The sequence below is a fragment of the Streptomyces kanasensis genome (assembly GCF_043077165.1).
Taxonomy (GTDB): domain Bacteria; phylum Actinomycetota; class Actinomycetes; order Streptomycetales; family Streptomycetaceae; genus Streptomyces; species Streptomyces changanensis.
In genome coordinates this window covers 1,026,641-1,045,859 of the sequence record NZ_JBIBSF010000001.1, presented here as the reverse complement: position 1 = coordinate 1,045,859, position 19,219 = coordinate 1,026,641, and the positions used below count along the sequence as shown (strand labels likewise).

15 protein-coding genes are annotated in these 19,219 nt (G+C 75.2%); 8 read left to right on the top strand and 7 right to left on the bottom strand.

The window, feature by feature from the left end; all coding sequences use genetic code 11:
* The first annotated feature begins 8 nt into the window (after nt 1-8).
* From pucL to ACF053_RS04545, 3 genes are all read left to right on the top strand, one after another.
* A complete protein-coding gene (gene pucL / locus ACF053_RS04555) occupies nt 9-932 on the top strand; it encodes a factor-independent urate hydroxylase (protein WP_391952442.1) in 924 nt (307 codons plus the stop codon).
* A gap of 163 nt (nt 933-1,095) precedes the next feature.
* Nucleotides 1,096-2,481, top strand: a complete 1,386-nt coding sequence (locus tag ACF053_RS04550; RefSeq protein WP_391952441.1) for an 8-oxoguanine deaminase — start codon at nt 1,096-1,098, stop codon at nt 2,479-2,481.
* A gap of 625 nt (nt 2,482-3,106) precedes the next feature.
* Complete coding sequence (locus ACF053_RS04545) at nt 3,107-4,462, top strand: nucleobase:cation symporter-2 family protein (protein ID WP_391952642.1); 1,356 nt, start codon at nt 3,107-3,109, stop codon at nt 4,460-4,462.
* 121 nt (nt 4,463-4,583) lie between these two features.
* Here the strand turns inward: ACF053_RS04545 and ACF053_RS04540 are convergent, their stop codons facing one another.
* Nucleotides 4,584-7,520, bottom strand: coding sequence for an NB-ARC domain-containing protein (locus ACF053_RS04540; RefSeq protein WP_391952440.1), 2,937 nt, complete (start codon nt 7,518-7,520; stop codon nt 4,584-4,586).
* 308 nt (nt 7,521-7,828) lie between these two features.
* Here ACF053_RS04540 and ACF053_RS04535 point away from each other — a divergent pair, with 308 nt between their 5' ends.
* Nucleotides 7,829-8,011, top strand: coding sequence for a hypothetical protein (locus tag ACF053_RS04535; protein ID WP_391952439.1), 183 nt, complete (start codon nt 7,829-7,831; stop codon nt 8,009-8,011).
* 45 nt (nt 8,012-8,056) lie between these two features.
* On the opposite strand, the gene ACF053_RS04530 is transcribed toward ACF053_RS04535, so the two are convergent.
* The 4 genes from ACF053_RS04530 to ACF053_RS04515 all read right to left on the bottom strand — a co-directional run bounded on the left by ACF053_RS04530 (nt 8,057) and on the right by ACF053_RS04515 (nt 12,084).
* On the bottom strand, nt 8,057-8,653 hold the full coding sequence (locus tag ACF053_RS04530) for a 3'-5' exoribonuclease domain-containing protein (RefSeq protein WP_391952438.1): 597 nt from the start codon (nt 8,651-8,653) through the stop codon (nt 8,057-8,059).
* A 66-nt stretch (nt 8,654-8,719) separates the two neighbouring features.
* Nucleotides 8,720-9,280: a hypothetical protein gene (locus ACF053_RS04525; protein WP_391952437.1), complete on the bottom strand. Its 561-nt coding sequence runs from the start codon at nt 9,278-9,280 to the stop codon at nt 8,720-8,722.
* Between the two features lie 282 nt (nt 9,281-9,562).
* Nucleotides 9,563-11,185: a malate synthase A gene (gene aceB / locus ACF053_RS04520; protein WP_391952436.1), complete on the bottom strand. Its 1,623-nt coding sequence runs from the start codon at nt 11,183-11,185 to the stop codon at nt 9,563-9,565.
* A 272-nt stretch (nt 11,186-11,457) separates the two neighbouring features.
* On the bottom strand, nt 11,458-12,084 hold the full coding sequence (locus ACF053_RS04515; protein ID WP_391952435.1) for a nucleotidyltransferase family protein: 627 nt from the start codon (nt 12,082-12,084) through the stop codon (nt 11,458-11,460).
* A gap of 142 nt (nt 12,085-12,226) precedes the next feature.
* On the opposite strand from ACF053_RS04515, the gene ACF053_RS04510 reads away from it, so the two are divergent.
* Together ACF053_RS04510 and ACF053_RS04505 are read left to right on the top strand one after the other, a co-directional pair.
* Nucleotides 12,227-14,164, top strand: a complete 1,938-nt coding sequence (locus ACF053_RS04510) for a serine/threonine-protein kinase (protein WP_391952434.1) — start codon at nt 12,227-12,229, stop codon at nt 14,162-14,164.
* Nucleotides 14,161-14,472, top strand: coding sequence for a DUF5955 family protein (locus tag ACF053_RS04505; RefSeq protein WP_391952641.1), 312 nt, complete (start codon nt 14,161-14,163; stop codon nt 14,470-14,472). The genes ACF053_RS04510 and ACF053_RS04505 overlap by 4 nt, the downstream gene beginning before the upstream one ends.
* A 275-nt stretch (nt 14,473-14,747) precedes the next feature.
* Here the strand turns inward: ACF053_RS04505 and ACF053_RS04500 are convergent, their stop codons facing one another.
* Entirely contained in the window at nt 14,748-15,377 is a 630-nt protein-coding gene (locus ACF053_RS04500) for a response regulator (protein ID WP_058940218.1), read from the bottom strand.
* The gene (locus ACF053_RS04495) at nt 15,374-16,534 is read right to left on the bottom strand and encodes a sensor histidine kinase (RefSeq protein WP_391952640.1); all 1,161 of its coding nucleotides are present in this window, start codon (nt 16,532-16,534) and stop codon (nt 15,374-15,376) included. The genes ACF053_RS04500 and ACF053_RS04495 overlap by 4 nt, the downstream gene beginning before the upstream one ends.
* A gap of 303 nt (nt 16,535-16,837) precedes the next feature.
* On the opposite strand from ACF053_RS04495, the gene ACF053_RS04490 reads away from it, so the two are divergent.
* Together ACF053_RS04490 and ACF053_RS04485 are read left to right on the top strand one after the other, a co-directional pair.
* The gene (locus tag ACF053_RS04490; protein WP_391952433.1) at nt 16,838-17,911 is read left to right on the top strand and encodes an ABC transporter permease; all 1,074 of its coding nucleotides are present in this window, start codon (nt 16,838-16,840) and stop codon (nt 17,909-17,911) included.
* A complete protein-coding gene (locus tag ACF053_RS04485) occupies nt 17,908-18,591 on the top strand; it encodes an ABC transporter ATP-binding protein (protein WP_391952432.1) in 684 nt (227 codons plus the stop codon). The genes ACF053_RS04490 and ACF053_RS04485 overlap by 4 nt, the downstream gene beginning before the upstream one ends.
* Nucleotides 18,592-19,219: the final 628 nt, after the last annotated feature.

Genomic DNA, 19,219 nt, shown 5'->3' with positions numbered 1-19,219 from the left:
CAGCCACCATGCCCACGATTCTCGGCCAGAACCAGTACGGCAAAGCAGAGAACCGCGTCGTGAAGATCACGCGGGACGGCGCGACCCACCACATCAAGGACCTGAACGTCTCCGTCGCCCTCTCCGGCGACATGGACGACGTCCACTACTCCGGCTCCAACGCCCACGTCCTGCCGACCGACACCACCAAGAACACGGTGTACGCGTTCGCCAAGGAGCACGGCATCGAGTCCGCCGAGCAGTTCGGCATCCACCTGGCCCGCCACTTCGTGACCAGCCAGGAACCCATCCACCAGGCCCGGATCCGGATCGAGGAGTACGCCTGGGAGCGGATCGCCACGTCCGACGCCAACTCGAAGTTCATCGGCGCCGACGAGGTCAAGCACTCCTTCGTCCGCAAGGGCCAGGAGACCCGCCTCACCGAGATCACCTACGACGGCGAGAAGTGGCAGGTCATCTCCGGCCTGAAGGACCTCGTCGTCATGAACTCCACCAACTCGGAGTTCTGGGGCTACGTGAAGGACCGGTACACCACCCTCCAGGAGGCGTACGACCGCATCCTGGCGACGCAGGTGGCCGCCCGCTGGCGGTTCAACTGGACCGACGACGAGCAGCGTTCGCCGAACTGGGAGAAGTCCTACGAGCAGGTCCGCAAGCACATGCTCCAGGCCTTCGCCGAGACGTACTCCCTGTCGCTCCAGCAGACGCTGTACCAGATGGGCGCGCGCATCATCAACAACCGCTCGGAGATCGACGAGGTCCGCTTCAGCCTCCCGAACAAGCACCACTTCCTCGTGGACCTGGAGCCCTTCGGCCTCAAGAACGACAACGAGGTCTACTTCGCGGCGGACCGCCCGTACGGACTGATCGAGGCGACCGTCCTGCGCGACGGCGTGGACGCCCTCATACCCGTGGACATGACCAACCTCTGACGCCCGCGCACGGCCGTCCGCCCCACCCCGGCGGGCCGGGACGGACGGCCGGCCACCCCGACTTCACCCCCTCGGCACCCGCAGCCGCCAGGCCGCGGCACTCAAACTCTCCCAGGGCCCTGCCGTGCCCACCCTCGTCACCCGAGACCCAGAAGGACGCACCATGGCACCTTCGGCAGCCCAGCGCATCGTGATCGAGAACTGCGCGATCGCGACCGTCGACGCCCAGGACACCGAGTACGCCTCGGGCCACGTCGTCATCGCGGACAACAGGATCGAGTCGATCGGCGCGGGACGGGCCCCCGAGGGCCTCGCGGACGTGGTCCGCCGGATCGACGGGACCGGTCACCTCGTCACACCGGGCCTGGTCAACACCCACCACCACTTCTACCAGTGGATCACCCGCGGCCTCGCCACCGACCACAACCTCTTCGACTGGCTCGTCGCGCTCTACCCCACCTGGGCACGGATCGACGAGCAGATGGTCCGCGCGGCCGCCCAGGGCTCCCTGGCGATGATGGCCCGCGGCGGCGTCACCACCGCCATGGACCACCACTACGTCTTCCCCCGCGGCTCCGGCGACCTGTCCGGCGCGATCATCGGGGCCGCCGCCGACATGGGCGTGCGCTTCACGCTCGCCCGCGGTTCCATGGACCGCAGCGTCAAGGACGGCGGCCTGCCGCCGGACTTCGCGGTCGAGACCCTCGACGGCGCCCTCGCCGCGACCGAGGAGACCGTCCGCGCACACCACGACGCCTCCTTCGACGCGATGACCCAGGTCGCCGTCGCCCCCTGCTCCCCCTTCTCCGTCTCCACCGAACTGCTCCGGCAGGGCGCTGAACTCGCCCGCCGGCTCGGCGTGCGCCTCCACACCCACGGTTCGGAGACCGTCGAGGAGGAGAAGTTCTGCCACGAGCTGTTCGGCATGGGACCCACCGACTACTTCGAGTCGACCGGCTGGCTCGGCGAGGACGTGTGGATGGCCCACTGCGTCCACATGAACGACTCCGACATCGAGGCGTTCGCCCGGACGCGGACCGGCGTCGCGCACTGCCCCTCGTCCAACGCCCGCCTCGCCGCCGGCATCGCCCGCGTCCCCGACATGCTGAAGGCCGGCGTACCCGTCGGCCTCGGCGTCGACGGCACCGCCTCCAACGAGTCCGGCGAACTCCACACCGAACTGCGCAACGCCCTCCTCGTCAACCGGCTCGGCGCCCACCGCGAAGCCGCCCTCACCGCGCGCCAGGCCCTGCGCCTCGGCACGTACGGGGGCGCCCAGGTCCTCGGGCGGGCCGACCAGATCGGCTCCCTGGAGGTCGGCAAGCTCGCCGACCTCGTGCTGTGGAAGCTGGACACGCTCGCCCACGCCTCCATCGCCGACCCGGTCACCGCGCTGGTCCTCGGCGCGGCCGCGCCGGTCACCGCGTCGTTCGTCGACGGCCGGCAGATCGTCGAGGACAACCGCCTGCTGACCGCCGACGAGGACGCCATCGCGCGTTCCACCAGGGACGAGGCCCGGCGCCTCGCCCGTATCGCCGCCCAGGGCTGAGCCCCGGCGTCGATCCACGAAGTCCGGCCGGGGGGGACGGCCCCCGGCCGGTCACCGCGGACCCGAGCGGGGTCCGCGGGAGCCCGACCGGGGGGTGCCGTACCCCATCGGGTACGTCACCCCCCGGGACGGTCACGGGCGCCCGCACGCGCACGCACCTCCGCGGCCACCCCGGCCGACGACCCCGAGGCCGTACCTCCGCACCCCGCACCGGCCCGGCCTCCGCACCGGCGCGCACCACTCAGCTCCGCGCACCACTCAGCTCCGCGCGCCCCTTGCCTCCGCACCGCGCACCGCGGGCTCCTCGCCCTCTCAGCGGTGACCCCTCGCCCCCGCACACCCGCTCAGCCGCACCACCGCACCCCCTCACCGACCTCCCGCATCACCTCAGCACCTCCCTGAAACCCGTGTCACACCGCCGACGCGTTAACCGACCGGAGGAACCGCCGTGGCCGCCATGCCCAGGTCCCACAACGATGCAGGCAACCAGACCCCCGCCCCCAGCCCCGACCCCCACGCGTCCGACTCCGGTCCCGACGCACCGGTCACCCCCGACCCCCGCGACCCCGGCTCCGCCCCCGAGGGCGGCAGGCACCCGGTCGACGAGACGCTCCCGCCCCTGCGGATGGTCACCAGCGGCCTCCAGCACGTGGCCGCCATGTACGCGGGCGTCGTCGCCCCGCCCCTGATCGTCGGCGCGGCCGTCGGCCTCTCCGCCACCGAACTGACCTTCCTCACCGGCGCCAGCCTCTTCACCGCCGGCCTCGCCACCTTCCTCCAGACCCTCGGCGTCTGGCGGATCGGCGCGCGGCTGCCCTTCGTCAACGGCGTCACCTTCGCGGGCGTCGCCCCCATGCTCGCCATCGTCGACACGACGGACGACAAGGCCGACGCGCTGCCCGTCATCTTCGGCGCGATCATCGTCGCCGGCCTGCTCGGCTTCGTCGCCGCCCCGTGGTTCAGCAAGCTCGTCCGCTTCTTCCCACCGGTCGTCACCGGCTCGGTCATCACCCTGATCGGTGTCTCGCTGCTCCCCGTCGCCTTCAGCTGGGCGCAGGGTCCGAACCCCGCCGCCGACGACTACGGCTCCACCACCTACCTCGGCCTCGCGGCGGCGACCCTCCTGCTGGTCCTCCTCGTACGCCGGTTCACCCGCGGCTTCGTCAAGCAGGTGGCCGTCCTCATCGGTCTCGTCCTCGGCACCCTGCTCGCCATCCCGTTCGGCGTCACCGACTTCACCCCCGTGCTCGACGCCGACCTCGTCGGTTTCCCCACCCCCTTCCACTTCGGTGCCCCGCAGTTCGCCATCGCCGCGATCGTCTCCATGTGCGTGGTGATGCTCGTGTCCATGACGGAGTCCACCGCCGACATGCTGGCACTCGGCGAGATCGTCGAGCGGCCGGCCGACGAGCGGACCATCGCCGCCGGACTGCGCGCCGACACGCTCGGCTCGGCGATCAGCCCCCTCTTCAACGGCTTCATGTGCAGCGCCTTCGCCCAGAACATCGGACTCGTCGCGATGACGCGGATCCGCAGCCGCTTCGTCGTCGCGGCGGGCGGCGGCTTCCTCGTCCTCATGGGGCTGTGCCCCGTGGCGGCGTCCCTGATAGCCGTCGTACCGCGCCCCGTGCTCGGCGGCGCGGGCGTGGTCCTCTTCGGGTCGGTCGCCGCGAGCGGCATACAGACCCTGGTCAGGGCGGGCTTGGAGAAGGACAACAACGTCCTCGTCGTGGCCGTGTCGCTGGCCGTCGGCATCATCCCGATCACGGCCCCGGAGTTCTACCACGCGTTCCCGGAGACCGCGAAGATCATCCTGGACTCGGGGATCTCGACCGGCTGTGTCGCCGCCGTCCTGCTGAACCTCGTCTTCAACCACCTCGGAGCCCCCGCCCGCCGCGACAGCGACGAGGTGACGGCCCCGATGGAACCGGCCGACGACATCACCGAAGCCCGCGTCACGAAGCCGGCCCCGGCGCACTGATCCCCCGGGGGCGGGTACCGGACCCCGGTACCCGCCTCCGGGGCGGGTCCGGCCCCGTACGCCCTCGTCGCGCGGGTCCGGCCCCGTACGCCCTCGTCGCGCGGGTCCGGCCCCGCGCGCCCTACGCAGTGGAACCCGGCCCCGCCGGCCCGTCCGACCGCACGTGGCCAGGGCACCGGGCCGGGTCCAACCGCTCCGCCAGTGCCACGACCCGCTGCCGCAGCGCCGCGCCGCCCTCCGGCCGCTCCTCCGCGCCGGGCCCCTCAGGCCCCAGGTCCTTCATGAGGGCGGACAACTCGGCGTCGGCCTCCGCGGACCGCCCGGCGTGGAGGAGGTTCAGCACCAAGCCGTACCGGACGTTCAATGCCGCGGGCGCGTCGGAGGGCATGACCGGGGCGAACTCCGCGAGGAGCCGCCGGAGTTGCTCCACGACCTCGTCGTACCGGCCCAGCCGGTGAAGAAGGCGGGCCCGGCGGTCGAGGAGCCGGAGCCGCTCGTTGTAGGGGCGCTCGTGGGCCGGGCTGACCGCACCGTACCGGTGCAGCAGCCCGTCCAGCACCCCCAGCGCCTCCTCGTGGCGCTGCTGCGCGGCGAGGTTCTCGGCGAGCATGCGGGTGGTGTGCAGGTGCAGGTGCGACCCGCGCGCCCCCGCCCCCTCCAGCTCGGCCAGCACCCGACGGTGGAGCCGCTCGCCGTCGGCGTACAGGCCCGTCACGTCCAGCGCGTGGCCGAGGTGGTGCCGGGCGCTCAGGTCATCGGCGTCGAGCCGCCCCTCCTCGACCAGGGACAGCAACGCGCGGGCCTGCGCCGTGGCCTCGTCCCCCTTGCCGAGCTCCGCCAGGACCGTGATCAGCCCGGTGCGGTGGTGCAGGGCCTCCGGTACCGGCCCGTCGTCTTCCAGGGACACCAGGGCCCGGTACTCGCGCTCCGCCGCGGGCAGGTCGCCCGTCGCGTACAGGGCGCGCGCCAGCGAGTGGCGGGCCTGCACCGTGTGGGCGTGGTGCTCCCCGTGCTCCTCCCGGGCGGCCTCGTACAGCGCGTGGGCCGTGTCGATCCCCTCCCCTGAGCCGTCCACGTCCCGCAGGGCCAGCTGCCGTGCGTGGAGGGCCGCCGGGTGGTCCGGCGGCAGCGCCGCGGCCTTCTCGCCGAACAGGGCGGCCAGCTCCTCCTGGAGGTCGTAGCCGTTGGACACCACGGCGTAGCCGTGCGCCAGGTTCACCGCGGACAGGAACCTCACCAGCGTCGGCTCGTCGTGGTCGGGCACGCCCCGCAGACCGGCCCGCAGGTGGGGGACGAGGAGGTCCCACACCTTCCACATGCCCGGCTCGCCGGCGTCGACGGAGGCCAGCCGCAGCGCCACCAGGGACGCGGCACGCCACAACCGGTCCCGCTCGCCGGCACCCGCCCGCCGGGCGTTCAGCCGGCTGACCTCCAGCACGAGCGGATGGGCGACCAGGCACGGCAGGACCATCGGCCCCTCGCAGGCCCCCTCACCCGCGCACTCGCCCCCCGTGTCGTGCTCGTCCTCGGTCTCGCCGAGACGCAGGTCCTCGACCCGTACCAGACTCATGTCGACCAGCGACTCCAGCGCGGCGTCGCACCCGCCCGCCCGCGCCGCGCCCGTGAACAGCCCCGACTGCTCCAACGTGTCGAGGTCCAGCAGCTGCGCCGGGAAGGGCGCCGGGGCGAAGCACGACAGCAGTCGCAGCAGGAGGCGCGCCTCGGGCAGCCCCTGCGCCTCCAGCAGGTCCAGGCTCATCTCCCACGTGCGGCCGACCAGCCTGCGCAGCCGCCGCTCGTCGTCCCCGGCCGGGCCGCCGAGCCGCTCGCCCCGGTCGAGCAGGTCGGGGCCGAGCCGGTCGAGCGCGGCGGCGTACCCGGCGAAGTCCCTCACGTACGCGTCGTCCCCGTCGCGGCGGCGCAGCAGACCCGCGCCGCGCGCACTGCGGGCGAGGTACGCGCCGGCCAGCCGCAGCGCGAGCGGCAGCCCGCCGAGCCGTTCGGCGAGCGCCCGGGCGTCCTCCGTCGGGCCGGCCTGGCCCGCCAGGTCGACCAGCACGTGCGCGCCGTCCTCCGGTGAGAGCACGTCCACCGGGTGGCACACCGCCTCCGCGCCCCAGACCATCGGGTTGCCGACGCGGCTCGTCACCACCGTGAGCCCCGCCGCGCCGGGCCGGACCCAGTCGGTCAGCCCCTCCGGCTCGTCCATGTTGTCCAGGACCAGCAGCCAGGGCCGCTCGGCCGCGTCCAGGGCGCGCCACACCAGGTCGGGCGCGCTGGTCAGGCCCGCCCAGGCCTCCTCCACCTCCGCGGCGGACACGCCGAGTTCCCGGGCGACGCGGCGCATGCCGGTGTGCAGGGCGCCGCGGGTCGTGGCGGACACCCACAGCACTCGGTGGCCGGTGCGCCGGGCGACGCGGGCGAGTTCGAGCGCGACGGTCGTCTTCCCGCTGCCGCCCAGCCCGCACAGCACGTGGACCCGTTCGCGGTCCGCCGCCTCCAGCGTGCGCAGGAGCTCCGCACGGCCCCGCACGTGGTGGGGCAGTTCGCCGTAGGGGGCGCGCAGTGAGGGGACGCCCGGCGCCACGGCGCCCGCCACGGCGCCCACCGCGCCCGCGTCGGCGCCCGGGTGGGCTGTGGCGGGGGACGGAGGCCGAGGTCCGGGCACGGTGCGGGCCGGGGAACCGGCGGGGGCCACCGGCACGGGCGCGGACACGGGCTCAGGCACCGGCTCGGGCTCGGGGGAGTGGCGGTCGGCGCGCTCCTGGTCCGGCTCGTGCCGGCTGCGGCGGGCCGCTTCGTGCAGGCGCTTCCAGGACGCGTCGGGCGCCACGCCGCAGTGCCGCAGCAGCACCGTGACGGTCGCCCAGGTCGCACGGTTGCCCCGCAGCGCGTCCGACACGGTGCTGCGGCTCAGCCCTGACGCCTCCGCCACCTCACGGATGCCGCCGTACCCGGCCCGGCTCAGCACCGTCCGCAGACGGGTCGCCAACTCCCGCATTCCCGCAGGCGCGTTCCCGTCGATCGATCCCGACACCGTGTCCGTGCCGTCCTCCACGCGCCCTCCGCTCACCGACTCCGCGACACAGCCTACGAGGTGTCCGCCCGCCCGAACGCCCGGTGCCGGACAGGCACGGCGAACCGTCCGGACCCTTCGGCGACCCGCCTCGAACAGCCGCGGACAGGGCTCGGACGGGACCCGGTCACGTGCGGACACGCGGACACCACGGGCGGATCCGCAGGTCGCAGCGGTGTCGTCCGCGCCCGTCCGAGCCCTGTCCGAACGGGCTGCCGGACACCCGGTGCCGCGCACTATCCAGGAGTCGTCACGGGCGCCCGGTCCGTGACGGCGAGGAGGAACCGGCAGTGGAGACAGCCCAGTCGCTCATGGAGCACGGACCCGAGGTCGTGGCGGTCGCCCGCCTGCTGTGGGGCCTGTGGCGGGCGAAGCGGTCGCGGCGCGCGAGGTCGGCCGCGCGCCGGGCGGTCGTGGCGGTCGCCGCACTGCGCCGGCACCTCAAGCGCGGGCGTCGGCGGCGCCGCGCCTGACCCTACCCACCGGCACCGGCCCGGCCCCACCGGCCCGGGCCGGGCTCAGTCGGCGGGGGGTCCGTCCCACGCCATGAGGTTGCTGAACAGCTCCGCCTGCTCGATCGCGTCGTCCAGGGCGTGGTGGGTGTGCCGCCGGCTCGACAGCAGCTCACGCGGCATCGCCCGCTTGGCGACGGCGCGCAGCGGCACGCGCGCCTTCGTCGCGTACAGCGTCTTCATGTCCAGGCACCCGGAGTGCCCGAACGGGCTGCCGCCGGTGAACCGGATCAGGTACCAGTACAGGAACGTCCAGTCATACGACGCCGGATACCCGCACATCACCGGCTGCGCGTCGTCGCTCACCCGCCGCACCCAGGTGGTGAACTCCCACATCGCGCTCCGGGGTTCGGCGCCCTCGATCCGCAGGCGGTCGCGGTCGAGGCCGCTGACGGCGAGCGCCTCCGGTACGAAGTCGTCCGCGACGGGCCGCAGTTCGCGGTAGAAGGTCGCCGCCTCGGGGTCCGCGGGCGTGTACCCGTCGGCGTCCTGCCGCCCGGCGACGGCGGCGCCCAAGCTGAGCATCGAGTACGGCCCGGGGATGGGGCCGTCCGCCTCGATGTCGACGGAGATGTACAGACTGGGGCGCGTGCGGTGGGCCATGGACCGGAGCATGCCAGGCCGGCCGGCGCCGATCCCACCGAATATCCGCCTGTGCCCCGGCGCGGTTCACGGTCGCCCGCCCCGGCCCGACCGGCGCGCGCACTCCTCGGCGAGCCACGGGTAGGCCGCCGCGATGGCCCCGTACACCCGCTGCCGCAGCAGTCGCTCCGCCTCGGCCCGCCCCGTCGCGGCGAACAGCCCGTCGAGGAGCCGGTCGTACGACCGCAGCGCGTGGCGCAGATACGCCACCTGCCAGCGCAGCAGGGCGCCGGCGCCCTCGTCCGCCCCCGCGCCCCCGACGTGCCGCCGGTACCCGGCCGCCCGCCGCTCCAACTCGGCGCGCGGCAGCACCGGTACGTGGATCGGCTCCGCGCGCAACACCGCCAGGACCGCGCCGCGCCGCCGCAGCGCGGCGATCCGCGACGCCTCCAGCCCCGGCGCGCCCCCGGCCCGCGCGCACACCGTGAACTCCCGCGTCCGCTCCACCGTCTCCACCCGGGCCAGCAGGTACAGCCGTACCAGCGGCCCGGGCCCGCGCCGTGCCCGCCCCTGCACGTCCGGCTCCCCGAGCAGGTCCCGCACCATCCCGTCGGTCCACCCCCGCCCCCGCAGCCCCTCCAGCGACACATACGTACAACGGTCCGTCACCACGGCCCCCCGTCTCCGTTACTCAGCGTGACGAATTCAGTGAACACCGCACCACTGACAACCGCCCCCGCCGGCCGAGGTGGGGCCGGGCCGCCCGGCCGTCGGTGGGCCGGAGCCGCGCGGGGCCGGGGGTGCGCCGGGCCGGAGCCGCGTCGGCCGGGGGTGGAATCGGGAACGGCCCCGCCCCCGGCGCCGGGTGGCGTCGGGGGCGGGGTGGGGCTGGGGGAGGGCCGGGAACGGGCCCGTCGGCTGCTGTGCGGGTCAGTCGACGAGCTGTTCGTAGGCGGGGAGGGTGAGGAAGTCGGCGTAGTCGTCGTCCAGGGCGACCTTCAGCAGCAGGTCGTGGGCCTGCTGCCAGCGGCCGGAGGCGAACGCCTCCTCGCCCAGTTCGGCGCGGATCGACGCCAGTTCGGCGGCGGCGACCTCGCGGGCCAGCTCGGGTGTGGCGCGGCGGCCGTCCTCGAAGACGACGCCGGCGTTGATCCACTGCCAGATCTGGGAGCGCGAGATCTCCGCCGTGGCCGCGTCCTCCATGAGGTTGAAGATGGCGACGGCGCCGAGGCCGCGCAGCCACGCCTCGATGTAGCGGATGCCGACCTGGACGGCGTTGACGAGGCCGGCGTAGGTCGGCTTGGCGTCCAGGGCGTCGATGGCGAGGAGGTCGGCGGCCTTCACGTCGACGTCCTCGCGCAGGCGGTCCTTCTGGTGGGGCCGGTCGCCGAGGACCGCGTCGAAGGAGGCCATCGCGATCGGGACGAGGTCGGGGTGGGCGACCCACGAGCCGTCGAAGCCGTCCCCGGCCTCGCGGTCCTTGTCGGCCTTGACCTTCTCGAAGGCGACCTTGTTGACCTCGGCGTCCTTGCGGGACGGGATGAACGCCGCCATGCCGCCGATCGCGTGCGCGCCGCGCTTGTGGCAGGTGCGGACGAGGAGTTCGGTGTACGCGCGCATGAACGGGGCCGTCATCGTCACCGCGTTGCGGTCGGGGAGGACGAACCGGGCGCCGCCGTCGCGGAAGTTCTTGACGATCGAGAAGAGGTAGTCCCAGCGGCCGGCGTTCAGCCCGGAGGCGTGGTCGCGCAGCTCGTAGAGGATCTCCTCCATCTCGTACGCGGCCGTGATCGTCTCGATGAGGACGGTCGCGCGGATCGTGCCCCGGTCGACGCCGAGGTAGTCCTGCGCGAAGACGAACACGTCGTTCCAGAGGCGGGCCTCCAGGTGCGACTCCGTCTTCGGGAGGTAGAAGTACGGGCCCTTGCCGAGGTCCAGGAGCCGCAGGGCGTTGTGGAAGAAGTAGAGGCCGAAGTCGACGAGGGCGCCGGGCACGGGGCGGCCGTCGACGTGCAGGTGGCGCTCCTCCAGGTGCCAGCCGCGGGGCCGCATGACGACGGTGGCCAGCTCCTCGGCGGGGCGCAGCGCGTACGACTTGCCGGAGCGCGGATCGGTGAAGTCGATCTTCCGCTCGTACGCGTCGATGAGGTTCAGCTGGCCGAGGACGACGTTCTCCCAGGTGGGGGCGGAGGCGTCCTCGAAGTCGGCGAGCCAGACCCGCGCACCCGAGTTGAGCGCGTTGATGGTCATCTTGCGGTCGGTCGGACCGGTGATCTCCACGCGGCGGTCGTCGAGCGCGGCCGGTGCCGGGGCGACCCGCCAGCTGTCGTCCTCCCGGATGTGGGCCGTCTCCGGGAGGAAGTCGAGCGTGCTGGTGCGGGCGATCTCGGCGCGGCGCTCGGAGCGGCGGGCGAGGAGCTCGTCACGCCGGGGTGTGAACCGCCGGTGCAGCTCCGCCACGAAGGCCAGGGCGGCGTCGGTGAGGACCTCCTCCTGCCGGGGCAGGGGCTCGGCTTCGACGATGGCCAGCGGAGACGGCGCTGGTGCGGACATGAGCTGTCACTTCCTTCAGCGGGCTTGCGAGGGCGGCGGTGCGGGCGGCCGCCGGGCCCATACGCGGGTGGCACGGAGTGCCCCATGAGCCGCGGTGCGGTCGCGGGCGCCTGCGGACGGACAGGTGCTTCTGATCAGTGGATAGTAGTTTCCTCATGGTGGAAGTTCAATGGTTTGTTGATGTCGAGATTCTTCGGTTCGACACAACGTGGCGCTCGGTGCCTCGGTGCGCACGGCGCGTTCACGCCGGCCCCTTGGGGTGCGTCCAGTCCCTACCCCTCCAGCCGCGCCAGATCCGCCTCCGTGTCGATGTCGTACGGGTCGGCCACGTCCTCACACGGGACGAGGACGACCTCCGCCTCGTGCGCCCGCAGGTAGGCGCGGGCTCCCCGGTCGCCCTCCGCGCTCCGCGCCACCCCCTCCCACCGGTCGGCGCCCAGCAGCACCGGGTGCCCGCGCCTCCCGCCGTACGACGCCGAGGCCAGCGACCCGTGCCCGCGGTACGCGCCCACCACCCGCGCCATCGCCTCCGCGCCGATCCCCGGCTGGTCGACCAGCGCGACCAGCGCCGCGTCCGCCCCGCCGCCCGCCAGGGAGGCGAGCCCGACCCGCAGTGACGAGCCCATGCCCTCCTCCCAGTCGGGGTTGCCGACCAGTACGCACCCCTCCAGCGCCGCCCGCTCCCGCACGTCCCGCTCCGCGGCGCCCAGCACCACGTGCACCACCCCGCAGCCGGCCGCCCGCAGCGCGGCCACCGCGTGCTCCACCAGCGGCCGCCCCCGATGCTCCAGCAGCGCCTTCGGGCGCCCCCCGAGCCGCCGCCCGCCGCCCGCCGCGAGCAGCAGACCGGCGGTCAGGGGAGGTGGGGCCGGGTCCGGCCCGGGACCGTTCGTCGTCATGCCGTCCATGAGGAAGGAATACCGCACCCGCCGACGCGTGGAGCCCGGGCGCCACGCTTGGATAGGGTGCGGTTCCGGCACGCGAGTGCCGCCGACGTACGCACACGGCGCGCGTGAAGTCCTTTTCAGGAGACATGGATTGATGAGTGGTGGTCCGCACCATGGGGGAACCGTCTTCCAGCCGCTGGAGGAGGATGACCCGCGCTCCGTCGCGGGATACCGGCTCGCCGCCCGGCTGGGCGCCGGCGGCATGGGCAAGGTCTATCTGTCGTACACGCCGGGTGGGCGCCCCGTCGCCATCAAGGTGATCCGCCCTGACTTCGCGCAGGACGCCGAGTTCCGGCGCCGGTTCGCCCAGGAGGTGCAGTCAGCGCAGCGCGTGCAGGGCCTCTACACGGCGCCCGTCATCGACGCCGACACCGACGCGCGCGAACCGTGGCTCGCCACCGCGTACGTCCCCGGCCCCTCGCTGGCCGACGCGGTGCAGAAGCACGGCCCGATGCCCGTCGACACCGTGCTGCTGCTCGTCGCCGGCATCGCCGAGGCGCTCCAGGTCATCCACGGCGCCGGGATCGTCCACCGCGACCTCAAGCCGGGCAACGTCCTGCTCGCCTCCGACGGCCCGCGCGTCATCGACTTCGGCATCGCCCGCGCCGCCGACGCGACCTCCCTCACCAGCAGCGGCGTCACCATCGGCACGCCGGCCTTCATGGCCCCCGAGCAGGCGGCCGGCAGCACGGTCACCCCCGCCACGGACGTCTTCGCGCTCGGGCAGGTCGCCGCGTACGCCGCGCTCGGCAGCCCCGCGTTCGGCGAGGGCACCTCGCACGGCGTGCTGTACCGCATCGTGCACGAGGAGCCCTCCCTCGACGGACTCCCCGAGCAGCTGCGCGAGTTGGCCACGCGCTGCCTGGCGAAGGACCCGGCCGAGCGGCCCTCCGTCGCCGAGGTCCTGTCGCTGTGCCACCGGGCCAGCGACCAGACGGCGTTGCGCCGCCCGGAGGAGTGGCTGCCGGGGGCCGTCGCCGCCGACATCACCACCCGCGCGGCGGCCCCCGCCCCCGCCGCGGCCACCACCCCGCCCCCGCCGGCCGCGCCGCCCGGAGCGGTGGCGACGGGCCAGCCGGGTCAGCCGGGTCAGCCGGGGCAGGGCATGGGGGGCGGTGCCGCGCCCACGCACCCGGCCACCGCCCACGCCGCGCCCTCCGCGCCGCCCCAGGGCTTCGGCCCGCCGCAGACCCTGGGCCCCGGCCACCAGCCGACGCCCCCGCCGCAGCACCACACGCCCCCGCCGCAGCCGCACCACCAGACACCCCCGCCGCACCCGTACACGCACCCGGTCGTGACCGGAGCCCCGTACGGGCCCGACGGGACCGGGCCGACGCCGCCGGTCCGGCCCCAGCGCAAGTCCCGCGCCGGCCTCATCGCCGTCGCGGCGATCGTCGCCTTCGCCGTCGCGGGCGGCGCCACGGCGTACGCCCTGCTGAAGGACCGCGGGGACGGCGGTGACCGCGCGCAGGGCGGCGACCGGGTCTCGACCGCGCCCGAAACCCCCTCCGCGAGCGGCGGCACCGGCACCGTCGGCGAGGGCGACCAGACCGGTGACGGCACCGGGACGGGCGCCGACGCCGGCGCGGACGGCTCGGCGGCGCCGGACGGAGGCACCACGGGAGGCGCCCCCGCAGCACCGCCGGCACCCGTCGAGTACCAGGGCATCGACCTCACCTCGGGGTACGAACTCGCCCTCGTCGACCACCCGGTCAAGCCGAAGAAGGACGGCGGCGACCTCCACTACGGCGTCTCCGGCATCTCCACGTCGAGCGGTGGCGGCGGCCGTCTCGTCCTGCTCCGCACCGGCCAGGAGGGCAGCCTGGACACCTGCCTCAAGGAGACCCGCTACGCCAGCTTCATCGACGACGACCAGCTGACGCGCGGCTCGCGGGTCTGCCTGCAGAACGGCGCGGGCGACGTCGCCCTCCTGACCGTCAAGGGCTTCTCCCCGGAGTCGGACCCGAGCGACTACATCAGTCTCGACCTCACGGTGTGGCGCGGCGCGATGGACGGGGAGCAGTCGAGCTGACCGCGACCGGGGACGCCGATCCGAGGGTCGTGCGGCTCGGTGCCGCCGTCTCCCGGCTCCGGCGCGAACTCGCCGCCGTGCGCGGCGAGCTGGCCGACCGCGGCATCGCGGAGGACGAGCTCGCCGCGCTCGCCGCGATGGCCGTCGGCGGGCTGCCGCCGGAGCCGCGCCGGCTCCGGCGGTCGCTGCTGCTGGTCGCGGGCGCGATCGGCTCGGTCAGCGCCCTGGCGCCGGCCCTGGGCGGGGTGCGCGAGGCGATCGACGACTTCGGCGACGGTCCCGGACCGGGCACGGGTCCCGAGCCCTGAGCCGTGTCCTGGGCCGGGGCGGGTGTCGCGCATCGTCCGGCCCCAGCGGGTCCCGGGGCTCTCACCCCCACCACTGAGCCCGGGGCGGTCCATGGGGCGTCTGAGGTCGGTGGGTGGGGTCGGGGCCGTGGCGGGTCACCTCCTCGGGGTCGGCGGCCTCGGGTACCGCGGAAGTGAACCCGCTGTCGCCGCCGACCCCTGCGGGGGCAACCCACCCACGGCCCCTCCCGACGTCGCGGTTCGGCGGTTCGGTGGTGTGGTGGTGGTTCGGCGGCTCAGCGGCGTAGGAGGCCCCGGGCGCGGGCCTCCGCCACGGCCGCCGTACGGGACTCGACGCCCAACTTGGCGAACACGTGCACCAGGTGCGACTTCACGGTCGCCTGGCTCAGGAACAGCCGCCGGCTGATCTGCTGGTTGGACAGCCCCTCACCGACGAGCCCCAGCACCTCCAGCTCCCGCCGCGTCAGCGTCCGCGCGGGCGCCCGCATCCGGTGCATCAGCCGGTGGGCGACCGCCGGGGCGAGCGCCGACCGGCCCGCCGCGGCCGTGCGCACCGCCGCCGCCAGCTCCTCCGGCGGCGCGTCCTTCAGCAGGTAGCCGCTGGCGCCCGCCTCCACCGCCGCCAGGATGTCCGCGTCGGTGTCGTACGTGGTGAGCACCAGCACCCGCGGCGCGCCGGCGCGCGCCGTGATCGCGGCCGTCGCCGCCGAGCCGTGCATGCCGCCCGGCCCGAACTGCAGGTCCATGAGGACGACGTCCACCCCGCCCGCCGCCGCCCGTTCCACGGCCGCCTCCGCCGTCGCGGCCTCGCCCACGACCGTGAAGTCGGCCTCCGTGTCGAGCACGGCGCGCAGCCCCGCGCGGACGACGGGGTGGTCGTCGGCGAGCAGCAAGCGGACGGTCACGACGCCCCGCCCACCGGTGCCGGTACGGGCGTCGGCGGCAGGGGCAGGGCGACCGCCACGGCCGTGCCCTGACCGGGCGCCGACTCCACCGCGAACGTACCGCCCAGCGACTCGGCGCGGGCCCGCATCGCGGGCAGACCGAAGCCGCCCTCCGCCGTGGAGGCCCCGGGGGAGCCGGGGTCGAAGCCCGCACCGTCGTCGACGACGTCCAGGGTGACGGAGGCGTCCATGAAGGTGAGGGTGACCCCGGCGCGTCCCGCCCGCGCGTGCCGCACGGTGTTGGCCAGCGCCGACTGGGCGATCCGCAGCAGCGCCACCTCGTACGGCGTGGGCAGCGGGACGGGGGCGCCGCTCAGGGCGAACCGCACCCGCGGACCGTCGTCCCCGACCGCAGCGCCGGGCTCGCAGAGCCGCCGCAGCGCCGCCACCAGCGAGTCACGCTCCAGGCTCGGCGGGGCGAGCGCCCGGACGAAGCGGCGGGCCTCCGCCAGGTTGTCCTGCGCGGCCCGCCGGGCCTGCTCGATGTGGGGCGCGGCGGGCGCCCCGGGCGGCAGGGCGCGTTCGGCGGCCCGCAGCAGCAGGTGGATCGAGGACAGGCCCTGGGCCAGCGTGTCGTGGATCTCGCGGGCGAGGCGTTCCCGCTCGGCGAGGGTCCCGGCGTGGCGCTCGGCCGCGGCGAGCCCGGCGCGTGTCGACACCAGCTCCTCGATCAGCTGCCGCCGCCGCTCGTTCTCCCGGTACAGCGCCTGGTAGCCCAGCACCGTCGCCACCGCCACGGCGGCGCCGAGCGGCGGCCCCACGAACACGCCCGGGCTCACCGGCGCCCCGTGGGCCACGTACGCGAGGACCGCCGCGCCCGCCGTCACCGCAACGGCGGGCAGCGCGCGGCGGACCGGCAGCAGGTGCAGGTGGAGGAAGTACAACGGGAACGCCGCCCACAGTCCGTCCGGCGTCAGGGCCAGCAGCACCAGCCACGTCGCCCCCAGCGCGCCGAGCCACACCGTCGCGGCCGACCGCGAGGAGCGCACGGAGCGCAGCGAGGGGCCAGCCCCGTACACCGCGCCCATCAGGGCCGCCGCCCCCGTGACCGCCACGGCCCGCGCCGTGTCCCCGCCCGCCACGGCCCGCACGGCCGCCAGGACGAGCAGGCCCGTCATGAGCAGGTGCAGGCCCGCGCGCAGGACCCGCGGGGCGGGTACGCGCGCGTCCGGGGCAGGCGTGCGGGGGCGCGGCTCGGCCGTGCCCGCCACCGGTGCGGCGGCGTCCCGGTCCGGCGCGGGGGCGTGGGCCTCCGCGGCCGGGGCGCCGGCGTGCGCGGCATCGGTACGGGGGCGGGGGCGTGGGTCCATGGCCCGTCCAGCGTAGGCCGCCCGAGTGGGCGCGCCCTCAACCGAAAGTTCGATTCGGCACCCATCCGCGGCGCGATGCCCGGGGCGCGGGCCGCCGACAGTCTGGTCGTCATGTTCGTGGCATGGAGGGACCTGAGATTCGCCAAGGGGCGGTTCGCGCTGATGGGTACGGTGATCGTGCTGCTCACCCTGCTCGTCGGGCTGCTGTCGGGGCTGACGGCCGGGCTCGCCCGGGAGAACGTCTCGGCGATCACCGGACTGCCCGCCGACCGGCTCGCCTTCGGGGCGCCGCCGGCCGGCGGGGAGCTGTCGTTCACCGCGTCGGTGGTGCCCGAGGGCGCCTGGCGGACCTGGGCGGGACGGCCGGGGGTGACCGCCGCCGAACCCGTGGGCATCAGCACCGTGAACGCCTCAGCGGGCGAGCGGGCGGCGGCGGTCTCCGTCTTCGGCACGCGGCCGTCCGCCGGGATCGCCCCGCGCGGCGACCGGCTCGGCGACGGGCGGGCGGTGCTCTCCCGGGCGGCGGCCGAGGAGCTGGGCGTCCGCCCGGGGGACGCCGTGCGCGTGGGGCGGGACCGCCGGTTGACCGTCACCGCGGTCGAGGGCGACGCCTCGTACAGCCACACGCCGGTCGTGTGGACCTCGCTCGACGACTGGCGGGGCCTCGGCGGCCCGGCCGCGGAGGGCGCCACCGTCGTCGTGCTGCGCGGTTCCGGCGTCGACTACGCGGCCGGCGACCGGGCCGCGGGCACGCGGAGCCGCACCGTCGACGAGTCGCTGACCGCGCTCGGCTCGTACCAGGCGGAGAACGGCTCCCTCCAGCTCATGCGTGTCTTCCTCTTCGTGATTTCGGCGCTCGTGACCGGGGCGTTCTTCACCGTGTGGACCATCCAGCGCGCCGGGGACGTCGCCGTGCTGAAGGCCCTCGGTGCCTCCACCGGCTACCTGCTGCGCGACGCGCTGGGCCAGGCCGTGGTGGTGCTCGTCGCCGGCACGCTGCTCGGTACGGCGCTCGCCGCCGCGGCGGGCGCGCTCATCGGCGGCGGCGTGCCGTTCGTCCTGGAGCCGCTGACCGTCCTGGGTCCCGCCGCCGTGATGGTCGTGCTCGGCCTGCTCGGCGCGGCCCTGTCCATCCGGCGGATCACCGCCGTCGACCCCCTCACCGCGCTGGGGAGCGCCCGATGACCCTCTTCCTGGACGACGTGACGCTCACCTACCCGGACGGCGAGGCCCGGCTGACGGCGCTGGACGCCGTGGGCCTGCGGGTCGGCGGGGGAGAGCTGGTGGCCGTGGTGGGCCCGTCGGGGTCCGGCAAGTCCAGCCTCCTGGCGGTGGCGGCGACGCTGGTGACACCGGACGCGGGCCGGGTGGTCGTCGACGGGGTCGACACCGGCTCGCTGGACCGCGCCGGCCGGGCGACGCTGCGCCGCGAGCGCGTCGGGATCGTCTTCCAGCAGCCGAACCTGCTGCCGTCGCTCACCGCGGTCGAGCAGTTGGAGGTGATGGCGCACCTGGCGGGACGGCGTGGCCGGGACGTACGGCGCCGGGCGCTGGAGCTGTTGGACGCGGTCGGGCTCGCGGACCGGGCCGGTCGGCGGCCGCACCAGCTGTCGGGCGGGCAGCGGCAGCGCGTCACCATCGCGCGGGCCCTCGTGAACGACCCGGCGGTGCTGCTGGTCGACGAGCCGACCAGCGCGCTCGACCACGAGCGGGGGGCCGCCGTACTGGACCTGCTGGCGGGACTGACCCGCAGCCGGGGCACGGCCACGCTGCTGGTGACGCACGATCCCGCGCACCTGGCCCTCGCGGACCGCACCGTCACGGTCCGCGACGGCCGGCTGACGGCCCCGGTGCCGGGGCACTGAGCGCCGGCCCGCCCGCCGCGCACGGCAACCGCCCCGCCCGCCGGGGCAGGGGTGGGTGCCGTGTTTCCGGCGGTCGCCGCCCGGGCGGGGGGTCTCAGGGGGTGCGGCCGCGGCCGCGTCTCGTGGTCGCCCACGGCCGTGGTGCAGTCGCCGAGCATCGGGCGCGGGTGGTCCTGGTCGAGCGCGACGAGGCCGTCGGCGTGCGCCCCGCCGGGGACCGCCAGGTAGCGGTGCAGGTCGTCGCGGCCCGCGTCGTCGACCGTGCGGTGATGGACGTCACCGTAGGCGCCCGGCGGAGTGAGGGCGTCGAGGTCGCCCTGGATCCGACGAGCGGGCGCCGGATGCTTCCGGTGAGGGCGATCCGCCGCACGGCCCCGAGCACCCGCGCGCGGCCGGGACGCGACGTCGTGGTCGGTGTCGCAGCCGGCCCCCGTGCCTTCGGGGCAGAGCGGGGCGCCCGCTCGGGCGGGACCGTCGCAGTCGGGGTCGGCTCCTCGCGGATCACCCGCCGGAGGAGGTCCCCCTGGTTCTCGTGGTGCCGGTCCCGCGGGCGCCCGGAGTCCGTGGGGTGGTCGGCGGGATCGGACCCGGGCGCGCTGTACGCACGGGAGGACGGACCCGTCCGAGC